Origin of the sequence: Kitasatospora sp. NPDC088346, from assembly GCF_044740765.1 — a bacterium.
Taxonomy (GTDB): Bacteria; Actinomycetota; Actinomycetes; order Streptomycetales; family Streptomycetaceae; genus Kitasatospora.
In genome coordinates this window covers 67,520-86,336 of the sequence record NZ_JBIURH010000013.1, presented here as the reverse complement: position 1 = coordinate 86,336, position 18,817 = coordinate 67,520, and the positions used below count along the sequence as shown (strand labels likewise).

Here is an 18,817-nt window from a genome sequence, read left to right as displayed (position 1 = left end):
AGGTGGAGTTGAATGGGCGTCAGGTGCACGAGGGGTCTCGGGGCCCGGCCGGCGAGCCTGTCCGGCGAGCCCGTGGGCCCCACCGGTCGACAGGGGGGTCCGAGGTGCTGGTGGAGGCGCTGAGCGCGTTGGCGGGGGCGGGCGGGGCCGGTATCGTCCAGGCCGCCGGTACGGACGTCTGGCTGGGCGTGCGGGAGCGGGTCGCCCGGCTGCTCGGCCGCGGGCGGCCCGAGGCCGAACGGGCCGTCCTCGAACGCCTCGACCGGACCGGCCGGGCCCTGGAGGAGGCGTCCCCCGAGGAGCGGGCGGCCGTGGCCGGCCGGCAGGAGGTGTCCTGGCAGACCAGGCTGGAGGACTTCCTCGACACCCTGGACGGTACCGAACAGGCCGCGGCCGCCGAGCAGTTGCGCGCCCTGGTGGAGTCGCTGGGCCCGACGCCACTGCCGGGCGCGACGGTCCGCGCGGAGAACAGCGGCGTCACCGCGGGCGGCGGCATCGCCAACCACGGCGGCGTGATCGGCCGCGACTTCGACGGCCCGGTGACGATCGGAGCGGGCGACCACCCTACCGGGCCGGGAGCGGACCCGCGCTGACCGCTCCCGGGGACACCCCCGGACCGGCCGCCGCCCCCGGTGGCGGCCTCCGCAGCGGGCACGGCCTCGTCAACACCGGCGGCGTGGTCGCCGCCAGCATCCGCGACATCCACTTCCACGCGGGTACGGCGCCGTCCGCGGGACCGGCCGTCGACGCCACCCCCGTCGTGCGGCGGCCCGTCCACTTCAAGGCCCCGCCGCGGCACCCGTCCTTCACCGGTCGGCAGCAGGTCCTGGAGGAGGTGCGCCGGCGGCTGGGCTCCGGGTTCGCGGCCGTCCTGCCGAGCTCGCGGACGCTGTACGGGCTCGGCGGCATCGGCAAGACCCAGATCGCGCTGGAGTACGCGCACCGCTTCAGGGCCGAGTACGACCTGGTCTGGTGGATCGACGCCGAGCAGCCCGAGGCGATCGCCGCCACCCTCGCGGACCTGGCCCGTGACCTGGGCCTCCCGGTCGGCGACGGCGTGGGACAGGCCGTGGACGCCGCCCTCGCCGCGCTGCGCCGGGGTGAGCCGGTCGCCCGGTGGCTGCTGGTCTTCGACAACGCCGACGACCCCGCCGACCTCCTGCCCTACCTGCCTGGCGGCGCCGGACACGTCCTGGTGACCTCGCGCAACCCCGGCTGGGGCCGGGTGGCCGAGGCGCTGCCCGTCACCGTGTTCTCGCGCGCGGAGAGCGTCGCGCACCTGTGCCGCCGGGTCGGCGGCCTGACCGGCGCGGACGCGGACGCGGTCGCCGAGGCGGTCGGCGACCTGCCGCTCGCCGTCGAGGTGGCCGCGGCCTGGCTGGCCGCCACCGGCATGCCCGTCGGGTCGTACCTGGACCAGCTCCGCGGGGCGACCGCCCGGGTGCTCTCGCTGGACCGCCCGGTGGACTACCCCGCCTCGGTCGCCGCGACCTGGAGCGTCTCGATCGCCCGGCTGCGGCAGCAGTCGCCCGCCGCCGTGCGGCTGCTGCACCTGTGCGCGCTGATGGCCCCGGAACCCATCGCGATGCGCCTGCTCTACGGCGAGGCGACGGCCGCGGCACTGGCCCGCCACCACCCGGCCGCGGGCGACCCGCTGGCCGTGGCCGACGCGATCCGGCTGATCGGCCGCTACTCGCTCGCCCGGGTGGACGCCGTCCGCCGCACCGTCCAACTGCACCGCCTGGTCCAGGCCGTCATCCGCTCCGCACTCACCGAGGAGGAGCACCGGGCGGCCGCCCACGACGTCCATCTCGTGCTGGCCGGCGCACGCCCCGCCGGCGCCGACGTCGACGATCCCGCCAACTGGCCGGCGTTCATCGAGATCTGGCCCCATCTGAGTGCCTGCGACCCCAGGGCGTGCCACGCGCCCGAGGCCCGCCACCTGCTCCTCGACCGCGTCCGCTACCTGTGGAAGCGCGGCGCGCTCGCCGCCGCCGAGACCCTGTCCGGCGACCTCGCCCCGCTGTGGACACGGGAGTTGGGGGCGGACCACCCGCAGACCCTGCACCTGCTCTTCCGGCGCGCGAACGTGCTGCGCTCGTTCGGCCGCCACCACGACGCACTCGCCCTGGACGAGGACGTGCTGGAGCGCCGGCGCGCAACCCTCGGCCCCCACCACCCCGACACCCTGACGACCGCCGGTTCGGTCGGCGCCGACCACCGGGTGCTCGGCGCGTTCCGGACGGCCCTCGCGCTCGACCTCGACACCCACCGCCACCTGCGCGACACCCTCGGCCCCGACGACCCGCGGACCCTGTCGATGGCCCACAACCTGGCGATCGACCACCGGCTGGCCGGTGACAGCCGGACCGCCCTCGACCTCGACCGTGACACCCTCCGGCGACGCACCCGGGTCCTCGGCCCCCGCCACCCGTACACCCTCTCCTCGCAGTACTGCCTCGCCCGGGACCTCCGCGACCTCGGCGACGTCGCCGGCTCGCTCGTCCTGCTCGCCGAGACCACCGCCCACTTCGACGCGCTCCCGTTCCCCGACCTGCCGGATCACCTGCGCACCGCGGCGTCGACGGCCGTCTCGCTGCGCCGGGCCGGACGTCCGGCCGAGGCCCTCGCCACGGCGGCCGGCGCCCACGACCGCTATCTGGAACGGTTCGGCGCGGACGACCTGGAGACGCTGGTCTGCGCGGCCGCACTGGCCGCGGCGCACGGCGCCGTGGGGGACCACACCGCCGCCCGCGCGCTCACCGCGGACATCCACCGGCGCTACCGCCGCCGGCTCGGCGAGGACCACCCGTTCACCCTGGCCGCGGCGGCGAACCTGGCGCTCCACCTGCGGGCCGGGGGCGACCCGGTCGGCGCGGTCGGGCACGGGGAGCCCGTCCTGGCCGCCCTCGGCGGCGCGCTCGGCGACCGCCACCCGTTCACCGTCAAGGCGCGGCTCAACCTCGCCAACGCCCGGGCCGGCGCGGGACGCCACCACGACGCCCTGCCCCTGCACCTGAGCGCCCTCGCGGACCTGACCGAGCTGTCCGGCCCGGACCACCCCGACACCCTGACCGCCGCCGCGAACCTGGCGGCGACCCTGCGCGCGCTCGGCCGGACCGACGAGGCCACCGCCCGGCACGCGCGCGCCCTGGCCGCGCTCGCCGACCGGCTGGGCGAGCACCACCCGTGCACGGACGCCGTCCGCCGCTGGGAGGCGGTCGACCAGGACCTCGAACCCCAGCCGTTCTGACCCGGCCGTCCCGGGCCCGGCCGGTGCGGGACCCGCCGTTCGCCCGCCCCCGGCCGCCGTCCGGGCGTACCGTGAAGACATGGCCAAGGACTTCTTCCAGGTCGGGCGGGTGTACGAGCACTACGTCGCCGGACATCGCTCCGGGGAGGGGATCCTCTGGGTGCAGTGGGCCGGGAGCCCGCCGCCCGGCTTCGAGGGGCCGGGGCAGCGCGACGGGGTGGCGGCCGGCTGGCACCGGGGCTTCAACCCGCACGGGGTGCCGGTCTGCGGCTGGTACAGCACCACGGACTTCACCGGCTGGCGGGAGGTCCCGGACGGCGACCGGGCCGACGCCCTCGCCGGACACCCGCCGTACGACTACGCCCGCGTCGAGGAGTACCGGCACACCCTCGGGCACCCCTCACCGCCGGCCCTGGAGCCCTGCCCCGACTGAGGTCCGCGGCCCGAGGTCCGCGGCCCGAGGTCCGCGGCCCGAGGGCGCGGGCCGACCGGTCAGCGCGCGGCGGCGGGCGGCGTCATGGCCCAGCGGATCGTCCGGGTCAGCCCGTCGGTGGCCAGGCGGACACCGGTGGCCTCGACGAGGGGGAACCAGGGCAGCCGCAGCGGCATGCGCGCCCACCAGGGCAGCAGCGCGACGGCCCCGGCCGCCAGCACCGCGTACGGCGGCCGCGCGATCCACGGCACGGGGGGCCGGTAGAGGAGGAAGCGTGCCGCCTCCCGGGCCTGCGGGGTGCTGCGGAGCTCGGGCCGGTAGGCGGCCAGCCGGGCGGCCAGCGAGGCCTGGTCGCGCGGCGGGTCCGGGATGCCGAGGGCCGTCGCCACCCGGGCGGTGTCCGCGACGTACCCGTCGTAGCCGTCCTCGTCCAACGGCCGTGCGCCGTACCGCCGGTGGGCGCGCAGGAAGCTGTCGACCTCGGTCACGTGGACCCAGGTCAGCAGGTGCGGGTCGCTCGCCCGGTACGGTTCGCCGGCCGCGGTCGTGCCGTGCACCCGCCGGTGCACGGCCCGGACCCGGTCGACCGCGCGCCGCGCGTCCCCGGAGGTGCCGAAGGTGGTCACGGCGAGGAAGGTGCTGGTGCGCTGCAACCGGCCCCAGGGATCGCCCCGGTAGTCGGAGTGTGCCGCGACCGCCGCCATGGCCAGCGGGTGCAGCGACTGCAGCAGCAGCGCCCGCAGGCCGCCCACGAACATCGACGCGTCGCCGTGCACCTGCCGGACCGGCCGCTCCGGTCCGAACCAGCGCGGCCCCGGGGTGTCGTGGATGCGGCGCCGTACGGCATCGCCGTCCGGCCCGGCGATCCGGGCGAACAGCGCGGCGCCCGCGCGCGCCCGTACGGTCTCGTACGCGCGTACGGCGTCGCGGCCGTCGGGCAGGAGCCGGTCAGCCGCCATGGGGTCCATGCTACGGGCGCCCGCCCCCGGCCGGACCGGCGCGAACGGGCACCGGCGCCCCGGCCCCGCGCCCCGGCCGGGCGGGCGGTCTCAGCGCAGCCGGCGGGCGCGCAGCACCAGGTCGTCGGTGTGGTGGGCGCCCGCGCCGCCGTCGGGGGCCACCCGCGGACGCTGCTCGTCCACCTCGACCACCCAGTCCTCGTCGAGCAGCGCCGTCACCATCGACGGCCACACGTAGTCGGCCGGGTCGAAGCCGCTGTCGTCGGCCTCCCGGGTCTCCATCCCGGCGTGGTGCACGAGCAGCAGGACGCCACCGGGGGCGACGGCCGCCAGCAGCGCCCGCTCGGCCGCCGCGTCGGGGGTGCGCAGCAGCGCCGGGTACTGCGCGGAGACCAGGTCGAAGGAGCCCGGCGCGAGGCCCGCCCCGGTCAGTTCGGCGTGCACCCAGTGGACGGCGAGGCCCGCGTCCTCGGCGTGGCGGGCCGCGCGCTCCAGGGCCACACCCGAGACCTCCAGCCCGGTCACGTCCCAGCCGCCGCGGGCCAGCCAGACGGCGTCGGCGCCCTCGCCGCAGCCGACGTCCAGGACCCGGCCCGGAGCCAGCCCGGCCGTCTCGGCGACGAGGGCGCCGTTGGGCCGGCCGCTCCAGAGCTGCTGCCGGTCGGCGTACCGGTCGTCCCACACGGCCCGTACGGCGGGGTCGCCGAGGTACCCGGCTGCGAGGGGACCGGTGTCGGGGCGCCCGTCCGCGGCCGGGGGAGTGTCGGAGGGGCGCGATGCCGCTGCTGCGTTCTCGATGTCGTGGGTCACGGGCTCACCGTCGCCCACCGACTCCCGGTCACGCCAGTCCTGTTGCCGTTCCGGCAACGCGGGGACCGCACGGGTGCCACGGTGGCCGCTCACCCGGCGAAGGCGTCGAAGACCTCGGTCATCGCCGCGAGCGTGTGGCCGCTCACGAAGGCGTCGCAGTGCGGCAGGGCCGCGGCGATGCCGCCCGCGAGCGGGGCGTACCCGGGGGCCGCCTTGCGCGGGTTGACCCAGACCACGCGGTGGGCCAGGCGCCGGAGGCGGGCCGTCTCGCGGCCCACCGCGGCGGGGTCCTCGCCCTCCCACCCGTCGGAGAAGATCACCACCACCGCTCCGCGGGCCGTCCCGCGCCGCCCGAACCGGTTGGTGAACTCCGCCAGCGACCGGCCGATCAGCGTGCCGCCGGACCAGTCGGGCGCGGCGAGCCCGGCCCGCCGCAGGGCGGCGTCCGGCGTGGTGTGCCGCAACGCCGGGGTGAGCCGGGTCAGCCGGGTCGCGAAGACGAAGATCTCGACGGCCAGTCCGCCGCCCGCCGGCGAGCAGAGCCGGGAGAAGATCTGCAGGTAGACCCGGGTGTACGGCTCCATCGACCCGGAGATGTCGCACAGCAGCACCAGCGGCCGGCGCCGGAGCCGGCCGTGCGAGCGGGCCAGCCGGACGGCCTCCCCGCCGGTCCGCAGACTGCGCCGCAGGCTCCGCCGCAGATCGATGCGGCGGCCGCCCGGATCGGCCTCCCGGCGCCGGGTACGGCGCAGCGGCACCCTGATCGTGAGGCCGGCGAGCAGGCGGTCCAGCTCCGCCAGCTCGCCGGGGCCGAACCGGCCGAAGTCCTGGTGCGCGAGCGACTCGGCGGCGCTGCCGGTCAACCGCTGGGTGCCGGTAGCGGCCGGGCGCTCGGAACCGCCGCCGGTGGCCTCCGGACGCAGGTCGCCGCCGGGCAGCCGGGCGGCGGAGGGCCGCGCCGGCGACGGTGCCGCGCCGGCCGGGGCGGGCGGGCCGGGTTCCAGGCCGGGCAGCGGCGGGTTGCCGGGGGAGCCCCGGTGGTCGGCCGGGTCGCCCGCCCCGCCGAAGACCAGGCCGAAGACCCGGTCGAAGGTCTCCAGCTGCGCCCGCCCGGTGACGAACACCAGCCGGGCCGTCCAGTACAGCGTCGGCCGGTCCACCGGCGGCAGCAGGCGCAGCGCGTCGAGGAACCGCGCCGAGCGTTCCGGGGTGACCGGCAGGCCCGCCCGGTGCAGCGCCGCGCCGAAGCGGGCGGCGAACGCGGCCTGGTCGAGCGGTTCACCCATCGGGCGCACCGGCCAGCCAGGCCAGGCCGCGGTCCCTGACCAGGTCGTGGTCCTCCCGGTACTTGAGCAGCACGCCGAGGGTGCGCCCGGCCGAGTCCGGGTCCAGCCGCTCGACGCCGAGCAGGGTGAGCGCGGAGACCCAGTCGATGCTCTCGGCGATCCCGGGCGGCTTCTGGACCTCCAGGGTGCGCAGGCGCCGTACGGCCGCCGCCACCTCGGCCGCGAGCGAGGGCGCGGTGCCGGGGACACGGCGGCGGACGATCTCGATCACCCGCTCGGTGCCGGGGTAGTCGATCCAGTGGTAGAGGCAGCGGCGTTTGAGGGCGTCGTGCAGGTCGCGGGTCCGGTTGGAGGTGAGGATGACCAGTGGCGTGACGGCGGCGCGGACGGTGCCCAGTTCGGGGATGGTGACGCCGGCCTCCGCGAGCACCTCCAGCAGGAAGGCCTCGAAGTCGTCGTCGGCCCGGTCGATCTCGTCGATCAGCAGGACGGCGGGGGTCGGCCCGGGGTGGGTCAGCGCGGCGAGCACCGGGCGGCGCAGCAGGAAGGCGTCGGTGAACAGGTCGGCCTCCTCCAGCGCCGTCCCCCGGCTCTCCGCGAGCCGGATGCTGAGCAGCTGGCGCGGGTAGTTCCACTCGTAGAGCGCCTCCGCGGCGTCCAGACCGTCGTAGCACTGCAACCGGATCAGCGGGCTGCCCAGCACGGTGGCGAGGGCCCGGGCGGCCTCGGTCTTGCCGACGCCGGGCTCACCTTCCAGCAGCAGCGGCTGGGGCAGCCGCAGGGCGAGGTAGAGCGCGGTGCTCAGGCCGGTGTCGGTGAGGTAGCCGGTGGCGTCCAGGGCTGCGCGCAGGGTCGGCGGGTCGGGCGCGGCGAGCGCGACGGCCCGGCGGGCGGCCTCGTCCGGTGACGGCGGGATGCCTTGGCTCACGACGGCTCCTCGCTCACGACGGCTCCCCGGTCACGGTGCCTCCCCGGTCACGGCGCCGGTTGGCCGGGACCGACCCGGGCGGCGGACTCGAAGCGGTCCCGGCAGCCGTCGGAGCAGAACCAGTGGCGGTGCCCGCCGACGTCCGAGGACACGGTGTCCGGGACGACGGCCACCGTCATCCCGCAGACCGGGTCGACGGCGGTACGCGGTCCGGCCTCCGGCTCGCCGGCCCCGGCCCCAACCCCGGCCGCAGCCGCGTCGGACGCGCTGTCCGGTACCACCGGCACGGCTTCGCTGTGCACCGCGACGGCGTGCCGCGAGGCCACCAGCTCGGCCAGGATCGACACCGCGATCTCCCCGGGCGTCCGGGCGCCGATCCACAGGCCCGCCGGGGTGTGGATCCGCTCGCGCTCCTCGGTGTCGAGCTCCAGTCCGGCCAGCACCGCCGTCCCGCGCCGCCCGCTGGCGACCAGCGCGACGTACGGGACCCCGGCGCGGGCGGCGGCGGTCAGCAGCGCCTCCTCGTCGCGGCCGTGCGAGGCGACCACCACGGCCGCGACCCCGGCGAGTGCCTGCCGCCAGGACCCGGGCGAGGGATCCCGCGGGGCCGTCGGGACCTCTTCGGGCCGGACGGCCCGCAGCTCGTACCCCAGGCCCTCGCCCAGGGGCCAGCAGGCTGCGACCGATGGGGGTGTCACCGAGCACCAGGACCACCGGTGCCGGGCGGTGCGGCTCCAGGAAGACTTCCAACTCCCCGCCGGACAGGCAGGGGTTGGCCACCAGCAGGGTCCCCTCCCGGGCGTCCGCCCCCGGCCCGGCGGCGGTCTCGGCCGGAGCGGCCCCGCCGTCGCCCTGCGGCACGATCCGCAGCACCAGCGACTCCCCGCTGCGCAGCACCCGCAGCGCCTGCACCCGCACGGTGGACTCGGCGCAGACGCCGCCGACGAAGCCCTCGATCCGGCCGTCCTCCAGCACCAGCGCGGTGTCCCCGGGGTGTGCGCTGGTGGGGTGCAGCGCGCGCACCACGGTCGCCTTGACGAAAGGTGTCTGACGTTCCGTCAGCTCGGCGATCCGCTGTTCCAGGGCGGTGCCCGTACTCACCGGGGGGCCTCCACGCCGCCGTGCATGGCCTGCCAGACCCGCCCGGGGGTGAGCGGCATGTCGGCGTGCCGGACCCCGATGGCGTCCAGCACCGCGTTGACCACGGCGGGGGGTGAGCCGACCGTCGCGGACTCGCCGATGCCCTTGGCGCCGATCGGGTGGTGCGGCGAGGGTGTGACGGTGTGGTCCAGCTCCCAGGCCGGGGTCTCCAGCGCGGTCGGCAGCAGGTAGTCCATGAAGGACCCGGAGAGGCAGTTGCCGTCCTCGTCGAAGCTGATGATCTCCATCAGCGCCATGCCGACCCCGTCGGCGAGGCCGCCGTGCACCTGCCCCTCGATGATCATCGGGTTGATCCGGGTGCCGCAGTCGTCGACCGCGACGAACCGCCGCACCGTGACCTCGCCGGTGCCGGCGTCGACGTCCACCACGCACACGTACGCGCCGTACGGGTACGTCAGGTTGGGCGGGTTGTAGACCGTGGTGGCCTCCAGGTGGCCCTCCACGCCCTCGGGCAGGGACCCGTGGGCGGCGAGCGCGATCTCCTGGATCGTCCTGGTCGCGGTGGGGTCGCCCTTCACGAACCAGCGGCCCTTCTCCCACTCCAGGTCGTCGGGGGCCACCTCCAGCATCGCGCCGGCGATGATCCGCGCCTTGTCGCGCACCTTGCGCGCGACCACCGCCGCCGCCGCGCCGGAGACCGGCGTCGAGCGGCTGCCGTAGGTGCCGAGCCCGAACGGGGTCTGGTCGGTGTCGCCGTGCACCACCTCGATGTCCTCCGGCGGGATGCCCAGCTCCTCGGCGACGATCTGGGCGAACGTCGTCTCGTGGCCCTGCCCCTGGCTCTGCACGCTCAGGCGCACGACCGCCTTCCCGGTCGGGTGGACCCGCAGCTCGCAGCCGTCGGCCATGCCGAGGCCGAGGATGTCCATGTCCTTGCGGGGGCCGGCGCCGACCGTCTCGGTGAAGAACGCCAGCCCGATGCCCATCAGTTCGCCGCGGGCCCGCCGCTGCGCCTGCTCGCGGCGCAGCTCCTGGTAGCCGGCCAGGTCCAGCGCCTTGCGCAGGCAGGCCGGGTAGTCGCCCGAGTCGTACTCCCAGCCGGTCTTGTTCCGGTACGGGAACTGTTCCGGGCGCAGCAGGTTCTGCATCCTCAACTCGGCCGGGTCGGCCCCGAGTTCGTCGGCCAGGCAGTCGACCATCCGCTCGATCAGGTAGACCGCCTCGGTGACCCGGAACGAGCAGGCGTACGCCACCCCGCCGGGCGCCTTGTTGGTGTAGACGCCGGTGACCGCGCAGTGCGCCGCCTCGATGTCGTACGAGCCGGTGAAGATCTGGAAGAACCCGGCCGGGTACTTGGTCGGCTGGGCGGTCGCGTTGAACGCGCCGTGGTCGGCGAGGACCTTGACGCGCACGCCGAGGATCCGGCCGTCGCGGGTCGCGGCGATCTCACCGTGCATGTGGTAGTCGCGGGCGAACGAGGTGCTCGTCAGGTTCTCCGAGCGGTCCTCCACCCACTTCACCGGCCTGCGGGTGAGGATCGAACCCACCACCGCGCACACGTACCCCGGGTAGATGCCGACCTTGTTGCCGAACCCGCCGCCGATGTCCGGGGAGATCACCCGGATCTTGTGCTCCGGCAGGCCCGCCACCATCGCGTACAGCGTGCGGTGGGCGTGCGGCGCCTGGGTGGTGGCCCAGAGCGTCAGCTTGCCGTCGACCGGGTCCATGTCGGCCACGCAGCCGCAGGTCTCCAGCGGCGCGGGGTGCACCCGCGGGTACAGCATGTCCTGGGCGACCACCACCTCGGCGCGGGCGAACACCTCGTCGGTGGCGGCACGGTCGCCCGCCTCCCAGTCGAAGATGTGGTTGTCGGTCCGGCCCTCCTGGTCGTCGCGGATCACCGGGGCGCCGGCGTCCAGCGCGCGCCGGGCGTCGATCACCGGCGGCAGCGGCTCGTACTCGACGTCGATCAGCTCGATCGCGTCCCGGGCCGCGTAGTGGTCCTCGGCCACCACGAACGCCACCTCCTGCCCCTGGAAGCGCACCTTGTCGGTGGCCAGCACCGCCTGGGTGTCCATCGACAGGGTGGGCATCCAGGCCAGGCCGAGGCCCTCCAGCGTCGCGCCCGTCACCACCGCCCGGACCCTGGGATGCGACTCGGCGGCCGAGGTGTCGATCGAGACGATCCGCGCGTGCGCGAACGGGCTGCGCAGCACCGCGCCGTGCAACATGCCGGGCAACTGCACGTCGTCGACGTAGTGGCCCCGGCCGCGCACGAACCGCGGGTCCTCCTTGCGGTGCAGCCGCCCGTACCCGATCGGCCGCTCGGCCGGACGCTCCTCGGGCTCCCGGCCGGTCTGCGGTGCGGTCTCCTGGGTGGTGCTCACGGTGTGCTCCCCGCGGTCGGGGCGGCCTCGGCCGCCGGATGCCGCGCCGCCCACCGGACGGCGCGCACGATGTTCAGGTAGCCGGTGCAGCGGCAGAGCTGGCCGGAGATCGCCTCGCGGATCTCCTGCTCGGACGGGTCGGGGTTGCGGTCCAGCAGCGCCCGCGCGGTGAGCATCATGCCCGGCGTGCAGAATCCGCACTGCAGGCCGTGCTCCTCGATGAACCCCTGCTGGACCGGGTCGAGCCCGTCGGCCCCCTCCAGGTCCTCCACCGTGCGGACCCGGTGCCCGGCGGCCATCGCGGTCAGCACGGTGCAGCTCTTGACCGGCTCGCCGTCGAACAGCACCACGCAGGTGCCGCAGTTGCTGGTGTCGCAGCCCCAGTGCGTGCCGGTGAGGCCGAGGTCGTCCCGCAGGAAGCGCACCAGCAGGTGCCGGGCCTCCACCTCGGCGGTCCGGTCCTCGCCGTTGACGTTGACGGTGACCTCCATCGTCACCCCTCCTCCGTGTCGGACCGGGCCGCCCGCGGCGCCCGGTCGGCCCGTTCGGCGGCCACCAGCAGGGCCCGCCGGGTGAGTTCGCCGGCCAGGTGGCGCTTGTACTCGGCGCTGCCCCGGCCGTCGGTCTGCGGATCGCAGTCCTCGGCCGCGATCCGCCCGGCCTCGCGGAAGACCTGCTCGGTCGGCTCCCGGCCCACCAGCGCCTGTTCGGCCCGCCGGTAGCCGACCAGCGACGTCCCGACCGCGGCCAGCCCGATCCCGGCCCAGCCGATCCGCCCGCCCGTCAGCGACAGCGCGGCGCCCGCCGCCGCGACCGCCCAGTCCCCGGACTTGCGCTCGACCTTCCGGTAGGCGCTGCCCGCGCCCGGCCGCACCGGCACCCGGATCTCCACCAGCATCTCGCCGGCACCGACGGCCGTCTCGTACGGGCCGAGGTAGAAGTCCTCGATCGGCACCGTGCGCCGCCCGCCCGGCCCGAGCACCACGGCCACCGCCCGCACGGCGGCGCACACCGCGGAGAGGTCCTCCGCCGGATCGGCCTGGCAGAGCGAGCCGCCGATGGTGCCGCGGTTGCGCACCGGCGGGTCGGCGATCACCCGCTCGGCATCGTGGAAGATCGGGAAGTGTCGGCCGAGCAGGTCCGACTCCAGCAGGCTGCGGTGCCGGGTCAGCGCGCCGATCCGCACCTCGCCGTCCTCCAGCCGCAGGTAGTCCAGCTCGTGCAGGTCGTTGATGTCGACCAGGAACTCCGGACGGGCCAGCCGCAGCTTCATCATCGGCAGCAGGCTGTGGCCGCCGGCGATGACCCGGGCCTCCTCCCCGAACCGCTCCAGCAGCGCGAGCGCGTCGTCCACGCTCCGCGCGCGCCGGTACTCGAATGACGCGGGAACCTGCACGGCAGCCTCCTGACCGGTCACGGGCCGCAGCCGGGGTGACGGCCAAGGCCCTGCCGCCGACCGGCCGGCGGTACGCCCGCGAACCGGCGGTACGCCGAGCGTCACCCCGCCGGCCGAGCGGGTCAACGGCGACTGAAGGGAATGGTTAAGACGCCCCCGCCGCTGACCCCTGTGGAACCCGCGACGGCGCGGCCGGCGGGCGACCGCAGGAGGCGGCGATGACCCTCACGCAGCTCAGAGCCTTCGTCGCGGTGGCGCGGCTGGGATCGGTCAAGGCCGCGGCGCTCTCCCTGCGGGTCAGCGAGCCCGCGGTGTCCGGAGCGGTGGCGGCCCTGCGGCGCGAACTCGGCGACCAGCTGTTCGTCCGGGCCGCCGGCGGGATCGCCCTCACCCCGGGCGGGCGACGGCTGGCCGCGGGCGCGGCGGAGATCGTGGGACTGGCCGAGGAGACCCGCCGGAGGGTCCGCGAGGCGGCCACGCAGACCTCCTTCCTGCGGGTCGCGGCCACCGAACCGAGCGCGGAGCTGATCGTGCCGCCGCTGCTGGAGGCCTTCGTCCGCCGGCAGCCGGAGGTGGACCCCAGCACCCTCGCCGTCCCCGCCGAGGTCCTCACGGAACTGCTGCTGGACCGCCGGGCGGACGTCGCGATCGGCCCGGCCCCCGCGCCCGCCGACACCCCCGCACCCGCCGACACCCCCGCACCCGCCGACACCGCCGCGCCCGCGGCGGGCCCGGACCCCGCAGGCCGTCCGGACCTCGCGGCCGACGCCGTCGAACACATCCCGTTCCTGCGGTTCCGGCTGGTCGTCGTCGCCTCGCCCCGGCACGCCGGAGCCGGCCTCGACCGGGCCGGCGACGGCCCGCTGCGCCTGCCGGTCAGCCGGCTGCCGCGCGAACACTGGCTGCTCGGCCCGGGGCAGCTGGACCCGGACACACCGGGTGGCGCCTTCCTGGCCCGGCACGGTGTCGGCGACGGCTGCGCCTCGTTCTTCCCCAGCACCGCGGCGGCGCTCAACGCGGTCGCGGCGGGCGACGGGATCTCGCTGGCCCTGCTCCACCTGGTCCGCGACGAGCTGCGGCGCGGCGCCCTCACCGTGCTGGAGATCCCCGGCACCCCGGTCGACGGCGTCCTGCGGGTCAGCGCGCTGCGTGGCGACCGGCGCTCGCCGACCGCCTCCGCGCTCTGCCGCTTCGTGACCACGCCCGCCGCGCTGCGGAGCCTGCTGAGCCGGACCACCGGGGTGCCGGGCGCCCACTTCCACCCCACCGTGCACGTGAGCCTGTGGAGCTGACCCGCGAGCGCGTGCGCCGCTCCTGAGCGATCCTGGAAGGACACGTCGACGATCACCACCGCCGTGCCGACGGCGGGATCGCCGGCGGTCCGTGCGAGGAGGCCCGGCCGCATGGAGTTCACCCACGAGTTCCGCGTGAGCCTGCCGATCGGGGCGGCCTGGGAGCTGTTCACCGACATCCCGCGGCTGGCGCCCTGCATGCCGGGCGCGCAGCTCACCTCCGTCGAGGAGGAGCGCTACCGCGGGACGGTCAAGGTCAAGGTCGGGCCGGTCACCATCGTCTACAGGGGCGTGGCCGTGTTCGAGGAGCGCGACGACGCCGCGCACACCGTCCGGCTGAAGGCCTCCGGCCAGGACACCCGGGGCCAGGGCAACGCCGAGGCGCACATCACCGCCCGCCTCGCACCGGACGGCGACGGCACCCGGGTGACGGCGCACACCCGGCTCAGCATCACCGGCAAGGCGGCCCAGTTCGGCCAGGGGGTGATCGAGGAGATCAGCAGGAAGCTGCTCGGGAGGTTCGTGGACTGCCTGGAGCAGCACTCGGCCGCGGACCACCCGCCCGAGGAACCCCGGCAGGCCGAGCAGCCCCGGCAGACCGGGCAGCCCCAGCCACCCCGGCAGCCCGAGCGGCCCGGACCGACGCGGGAAGCTGCCGCCGTCGACGACGAGCCGCTCGACCTGCTCGACGCCGCCCGCGGCCCGCTGCTCAGACGGCTGCTCCCGGCCGCCGTCGGGACGCTGGCCGTCATCGCGCTGGTGCTGGGGCTGCGAAGGGCCCGGCACACCGCCCCGCACCCCTGCCGGTGCTGCTGCCGCCGCTGCGGGTGACACCGTGCGCGACGTCCTGGACGAGGTCTACCCGTGGTACCTGGCCGGTGAGGGCTTCGGGCTCGCCACCGTGGTCAGCACCTTCCGCAGCGCCCCGCGCCCGACCGGCGCCGCGATGGCGGTGTCCGACTCCGGCACGGTGGTCGGCAGCGTGTCCGGCGGCTGCGTCGAGGCCGACGTCTACGAGGAGGCCCGCGAGGCCCGCGCCACCGGCCGCCCGGTGCTGCGCCGGTACGGGGTGAGCGACCAGAACGCCTTCGAGGTCGGGCTGAGCTGCGGCGGCACCATCGAGGTCTTCGTCGAACCGGTGTCCCGCCGGACCTTCCCCGAACTCCCCGCCGTGGTGGCCTCGGTGACCGCCGGCGAGCCGGTCGCGACCGCCACCGTCGTCGCCGGCCCGGAATCCGGGGCGGGCTCGCTCGGCCGCCGGCTGGTGGTCTGGCCGGACCGCACCGCCGGCACGCTCGGCTCCGCCGCCCTGGACGGCACGGTGACCGTGGACGCCCGCGGCCTGCTCGACCACGGGACGAGCGCGCTCACCCACTACGCCCGGACGGGCCGGCGCGAGGGCGCGGACCTCTCGGTGTTCGTCGGCTCGTACGTCCCGGCGCCCCGGCTGCTGGTCTGCGGCGCCCTCGACTTCGCCGCCGCCGTCGCCGAGCTGGGCGGCTACCTCGGCTACCGGGTCACGGTCTGCGACGCCCGTCCGGTGTTCGCCACCGCGGCCCGCTTCCCGCACGCCGACGAGGTCCTGGTGCGCTGGCCGCACGAGTACCTGGCCGAGGAGGCGGCGGCGGGCCGGCTCGACGACCGGACGGTGGTGGCCGTGCTGACCCACGACCCCAAGTTCGACGTCCCGCTGCTGGCCACCGCGCTGCGCCTGCCCCGGCTCGCCTACGTCGGCGCGCTCGGCTCCCGCCGCACTCACCTGGACCGGCTCGTACGGCTGCGCGAAGCCGGCCTGGACGACGAGGAGTTGGCCCGCCTCGCGGCCCCGGCCGGACTCGACCTCGGCGCCCGCACCCCGCAGGAGACCGCCGTCTCCATCCTCGCCGAGGTCATCGCCGCCCGCTGGGGCGGCACCGGCCGCCGGCTGACCGCCACCGAGGGCCCGATCCACACCGCCGGATCGCCCGACGAACGCTCCGGCGCCGGGAGCCCGGCCGCCCCCGCGACCTGAGCACCCCCCGCGACCCGCCCGCCGCCGACGGCCCGGCCGCGGCCCGTCAGCGGTGCAGGCGGGCGTTGAGCCGGGCGGCCCGGCGGGTCAGGTGGTCGCGCTCGGCGAGGTCGGACGCGGCGAGGGCCGCCTCGGCGTACAGCCGGGCCGCCGTCACCGGGTCGCCGTCGCGCTCGTGCAGGTGCGCCGCCACCGCCGTGTGCCGGGGCAGGCCGGCGTCCAGCGCCGCGAGCGCCGCCAGCCCGGCCCGCGGCCCGTCCGCCTCGCCGACGGCCACCGCGCGGTTGAGCCGGACGACCGGGCTGCCGGTCAGCCGCACCAGTTCGTCGTACCACTCGACGATCTGCACCCAGTCGGTCTCCTCGGCGGTCGGTGCGTCGGCGTGCAGCGCCGCGATGGCTGCCTGGGCCTGGAACTCGCCCAGCCGGTCGCGGGCGAGGGCGGCCTGGAGGATCGCGACGCCCTCGGTGATCGCCGCGGTGTCCCACCGGCCGCGGTCCTGCTCGGCGAGCGGCACCAGGCTGCCGTCCGGTGCGGTCCGTCCGGCACGGCGGGAGTGGTGCAGCAGCATGAGCGCGAGCAGTCCCGCCACCTCCGGGTGGTCGACCCGGGCCGCCAGCTGCCGGGTCAGCCGGATCGCCTCGGCGACCAGGTCGACGTTACCCGAGTAGCCCTCGTTGAACACCAGGTAGAGCACCCGCAGTACGGTCGCGACGTCACCGGGCCGGTCGAACCGCACACCGGAGACGGTGCGCTTGGCCCGGCTGATCCGCTGCGCCATGGTCGCCTCGGGCACCAGGTAGGCCTGGGCGATCTGGCGGGTGGTCAGCCCGCCGACGGCGCGCAGCGTCAGCGCCACCGCCGAGGACGGCGTCAACGACGGGTGGGCGCACAGGAAGTAGAGCTGGAGCGTGTCGTCCACGGCGGGCGCCGGGCCGGGCTCGGGCTGCTCGTCGAGGAGGTCCTCGCGGCGGCGGCGGGCGGCGTCCGCCCGGGCCGCGTCGAGGAACCGGCGCCAGGCCACCGTGACCAGCCAGCCCTTCGGGTCCCGTGGCGGGTCGGCGGGCCAGACCCGGAGCGCCTCGACGAGTGCCTCCTGCACGGCGTCCTCGGCCGCCGCGAAGTCGGCTCCGCGGCGGACGAGGATCCCGAGCACGCCCGGGGTGAGGCTCCGGAGCCGGGCCTCGTTCACCGGGGAGGTCACTCCGTGACGGTGGGCGGCGTGCCCAGGAACGGGCGCAGCTCCAGCCACTCGTGGATCGGCTTCCCGCCCGCCCCGGGGGCGGCCGACAGCTCCCCGGCCAGCTCGACGGCGCGCTGGTAGCTGTCGACGTCGATCACCATCCAGCCGGCGATGAGGTCCTTGGTCTCGGCGAACGGGCCGTCGGTGACGGGCGGGCGCCCCTCGCCGTCGTACCGGACGAAGGTCCCCTCGGGGGCGAGCGCCTGACCGTCGACGAACTCGCCACTCCCTTCGAGCCGGGCCGCGAAGTCGTTCATGTACTGCATGTGCGCCGAGATCTCCTCGGGCGTCCAGCGGTCCATGGGCACGTCGTTGACCGCCGCCGGGGCGCCGCGGTAGTGCTTGAGAAGCAGGTACTTGGCCATCGTGTCTCTCCTCGGTGCCGGTGCGACCCGTGGTGGCCGCTGCCACCCCGGGGACGGAGCCGGCCACGGGTTCTCGACATCGGCGCCGAGCTCTTTCCGTTCTTCTTCGTGGGTCGTGCCCGCAGCGGCCGGGATCAGCGGGCGTGCTCGATGATCCACTCGGCCTGCCGGGTGGCACCCGTGCAGCGGCAGTGGATCCGCTCCGCGCGGCCGTGCGGCTCGTCCAGGTGTTCCTGCTCGGCCTCCGCGTGCAGCTCGCGGAGGTGGTGCCGGAGGTCGACCAGCCGGTCGGGGTCCGGACGTTCGGCCGCCATCAGCCGGTCGTACGCGGCCTGCCCCTCCGCGAGCGCACCGCGCAGCTCACCCGGGGACGTGTGCACGTGCAGTTGTTCCGCCATGACTCCTCCTGCTCGCCAGGCCGGACCGGACACCCTCCAGCGTCCCACCAGGGCGGGCCGACGGCGAGGAGGAGCCGCCCGAGCGGGCCGCGCCGGTGGCTCAGCGGTCCGGGCGGAGGTTCCAGACGGTCAGGTCGCCTTCGACCAGGCCGTACGAGCCCTGGTCGTAGAAGGTCCCGGTGACCGTCAGCGCGGCGATCGGGGAGTGCTCGTCGAGCAGGCACACCCGGTCGCCCTTCCCCACGATCACCGACCGGCGCGACTGGGTGGCGAGCAGGTCCTTGCAGCCCTGCGCGGTGGGCGCCTCCGCCGCCGTCCACTGGGCGACGGTGCCCTTGACCTCCATCGAGCTGGACCCGTTGCGCCCGACGTTGGGCGAGAAGCCGAGGCCGGAGGTGGAGCCCTTGCGCGGCGGCGTCTGCTCCAGGTCGATGCCCTCCAGCCCGATCAGCATCCGGCCGGCCCACCGGACGGACACCGCGCCCGTCCCGGCGCTCGGGCTCGCCGCCCCGGCGCCTCCCGGGCCCTGGCCCGACGGCGCGGTCGCCTCGGGCAGCCCCTGCGGCCGGGCCGTGACGGTCACCGAGGAGGACGGCGGGACGGGTGCCGGCGACGAGCCGCCCGAGAAGGCGGCGAAGGCGGTCGCCACGCCGGCGGCCGCGCTCACCACGGCGGCCCCCGTCGCCCAGAGCTTGGCGTGGGAGGTGCCGGCACCGGCCGGTGCCGGGGAGCCCGCCGGCGGGACGGCGGGTGGCGGTGCCGGCTGCTGCGACGGATCCTGCACGGTGGTCCTCTCGTTCCCCGACCGGGCCGCCGGAGGAGCGGCGGACCGGATGATCTCCGGCCCGAGGCCAACTCCCCTGCGCCGTCCGCACCATGGTAGTGCTCCGGACGACGGGCGCGAGGGCGCCGGGCCGGGCGCCGGACGCCCGCGTCTCCCGTCCGGGTCCTCACG

18 protein-coding genes and 1 pseudogene are annotated in these 18,817 nt (G+C 76.2%); 6 read left to right on the top strand and 13 right to left on the bottom strand.

Annotation, left to right across the window (positions count from 1 at the left end; translation table 11 throughout):
- Nucleotides 1-104 precede the first annotated feature (104 nt).
- From ACIOFR_RS19345 to ACIOFR_RS19335, 3 genes are all read left to right on the top strand, one after another.
- Nucleotides 105-593, top strand: coding sequence for a hypothetical protein (locus ACIOFR_RS19345; protein WP_400998670.1), 489 nt, complete (start codon nt 105-107; stop codon nt 591-593).
- Between the two features lie 83 nt (nt 594-676).
- Nucleotides 677-3,253, top strand: coding sequence for an FxSxx-COOH system tetratricopeptide repeat protein (gene fxsT, locus ACIOFR_RS19340; protein ID WP_400998667.1), 2,577 nt, complete (start codon nt 677-679; stop codon nt 3,251-3,253).
- 79 nt (nt 3,254-3,332) lie between these two features.
- Nucleotides 3,333-3,686 carry a hypothetical protein gene (locus ACIOFR_RS19335; protein WP_400998664.1) on the top strand — a complete coding sequence of 118 codons (354 nt, stop codon included), beginning with the start codon at nt 3,333-3,335 and terminating at the stop codon, nt 3,684-3,686.
- A gap of 59 nt (nt 3,687-3,745) precedes the next feature.
- Here ACIOFR_RS19335 and ACIOFR_RS19330 read toward each other — a convergent pair whose 3' ends face one another.
- The 9 genes and pseudogenes from ACIOFR_RS19330 to ACIOFR_RS19290 all read right to left on the bottom strand — a co-directional run bounded on the left by ACIOFR_RS19330 (nt 3,746) and on the right by ACIOFR_RS19290 (nt 12,553).
- A complete protein-coding gene (locus ACIOFR_RS19330; RefSeq protein ID WP_400998661.1) occupies nt 3,746-4,645 on the bottom strand; it encodes an oxygenase MpaB family protein in 900 nt (299 codons plus the stop codon).
- A gap of 90 nt (nt 4,646-4,735) precedes the next feature.
- Nucleotides 4,736-5,329 (bottom strand): class I SAM-dependent methyltransferase, encoded by a 594-nt coding sequence (locus ACIOFR_RS19325; RefSeq protein ID WP_400998888.1) that lies wholly within the window; start codon nt 5,327-5,329, stop codon nt 4,736-4,738.
- Between the two features lie 215 nt (nt 5,330-5,544).
- Complete coding sequence (locus tag ACIOFR_RS19320; protein ID WP_400998658.1) at nt 5,545-6,741, bottom strand: VWA domain-containing protein; 1,197 nt, start codon at nt 6,739-6,741, stop codon at nt 5,545-5,547.
- Nucleotides 6,734-7,669, bottom strand: a complete 936-nt coding sequence (locus ACIOFR_RS19315) for an AAA family ATPase (RefSeq protein ID WP_400998655.1) — start codon at nt 7,667-7,669, stop codon at nt 6,734-6,736. Before ACIOFR_RS19315 ends, ACIOFR_RS19320 begins: the two co-directional genes overlap by 8 nt.
- A gap of 47 nt (nt 7,670-7,716) precedes the next feature.
- On the bottom strand, nt 7,717-8,367 hold the full coding sequence (locus ACIOFR_RS19310; RefSeq protein WP_400998652.1) for an XdhC family protein: 651 nt from the start codon (nt 8,365-8,367) through the stop codon (nt 7,717-7,719).
- Between the two features lie 226 nt (nt 8,368-8,593).
- Nucleotides 8,594-8,692 (bottom strand): annotated as a pseudogene (locus tag ACIOFR_RS19305) (XdhC family protein); the annotation flags it as partial.
- Nucleotides 8,693-8,766: 74 nt separating this feature from the next.
- Nucleotides 8,767-11,157: an aerobic carbon-monoxide dehydrogenase large subunit gene (locus tag ACIOFR_RS19300; RefSeq protein WP_400998649.1), complete on the bottom strand. Its 2,391-nt coding sequence runs from the start codon at nt 11,155-11,157 to the stop codon at nt 8,767-8,769.
- Nucleotides 11,154-11,648, bottom strand: a complete 495-nt coding sequence (locus ACIOFR_RS19295) for a (2Fe-2S)-binding protein (protein WP_400998646.1) — start codon at nt 11,646-11,648, stop codon at nt 11,154-11,156. The genes ACIOFR_RS19300 and ACIOFR_RS19295 overlap by 4 nt, the downstream gene beginning before the upstream one ends.
- A 2-nt stretch (nt 11,649-11,650) precedes the next feature.
- Nucleotides 11,651-12,553: an FAD binding domain-containing protein gene (locus tag ACIOFR_RS19290; protein ID WP_400998644.1), complete on the bottom strand. Its 903-nt coding sequence runs from the start codon at nt 12,551-12,553 to the stop codon at nt 11,651-11,653.
- Between the two features lie 218 nt (nt 12,554-12,771).
- Between ACIOFR_RS19290 and ACIOFR_RS19285 the strand changes: the two genes are divergently transcribed.
- The 3 genes from ACIOFR_RS19285 (at nt 12,772) to ACIOFR_RS19275 (ending at nt 15,856) form a co-directional block, all read left to right on the top strand.
- Nucleotides 12,772-13,845 (top strand): LysR family transcriptional regulator, encoded by a 1,074-nt coding sequence (locus ACIOFR_RS19285; protein WP_400998642.1) that lies wholly within the window; start codon nt 12,772-12,774, stop codon nt 13,843-13,845.
- A 111-nt stretch (nt 13,846-13,956) separates the two neighbouring features.
- Entirely contained in the window at nt 13,957-14,676 is a 720-nt protein-coding gene (locus ACIOFR_RS19280; protein ID WP_400998640.1) for an SRPBCC family protein, read from the top strand.
- A gap of 4 nt (nt 14,677-14,680) precedes the next feature.
- Nucleotides 14,681-15,856: an XdhC family protein gene (locus ACIOFR_RS19275; protein ID WP_400998638.1), complete on the top strand. Its 1,176-nt coding sequence runs from the start codon at nt 14,681-14,683 to the stop codon at nt 15,854-15,856.
- Nucleotides 15,857-15,902: 46 nt separating this feature from the next.
- Here the strand turns inward: ACIOFR_RS19275 and ACIOFR_RS19270 are convergent, their stop codons facing one another.
- From ACIOFR_RS19270 to ACIOFR_RS19255, 4 genes are all read right to left on the bottom strand, one after another.
- A complete protein-coding gene (locus ACIOFR_RS19270; RefSeq protein ID WP_400998885.1) occupies nt 15,903-17,048 on the bottom strand; it encodes an RNA polymerase sigma factor in 1,146 nt (381 codons plus the stop codon).
- Nucleotides 17,049-17,056: 8 nt separating this feature from the next.
- The gene (locus tag ACIOFR_RS19265) at nt 17,057-17,464 is read right to left on the bottom strand and encodes a YciI family protein (RefSeq protein WP_400998637.1); all 408 of its coding nucleotides are present in this window, start codon (nt 17,462-17,464) and stop codon (nt 17,057-17,059) included.
- Between the two features lie 134 nt (nt 17,465-17,598).
- Nucleotides 17,599-17,862: a hypothetical protein gene (locus tag ACIOFR_RS19260; RefSeq protein WP_400998634.1), complete on the bottom strand. Its 264-nt coding sequence runs from the start codon at nt 17,860-17,862 to the stop codon at nt 17,599-17,601.
- A gap of 100 nt (nt 17,863-17,962) precedes the next feature.
- Entirely contained in the window at nt 17,963-18,646 is a 684-nt protein-coding gene (locus ACIOFR_RS19255) for a hypothetical protein (RefSeq protein ID WP_400998631.1), read from the bottom strand.
- Between the last annotated feature and the right edge of the window lie 171 nt (nt 18,647-18,817).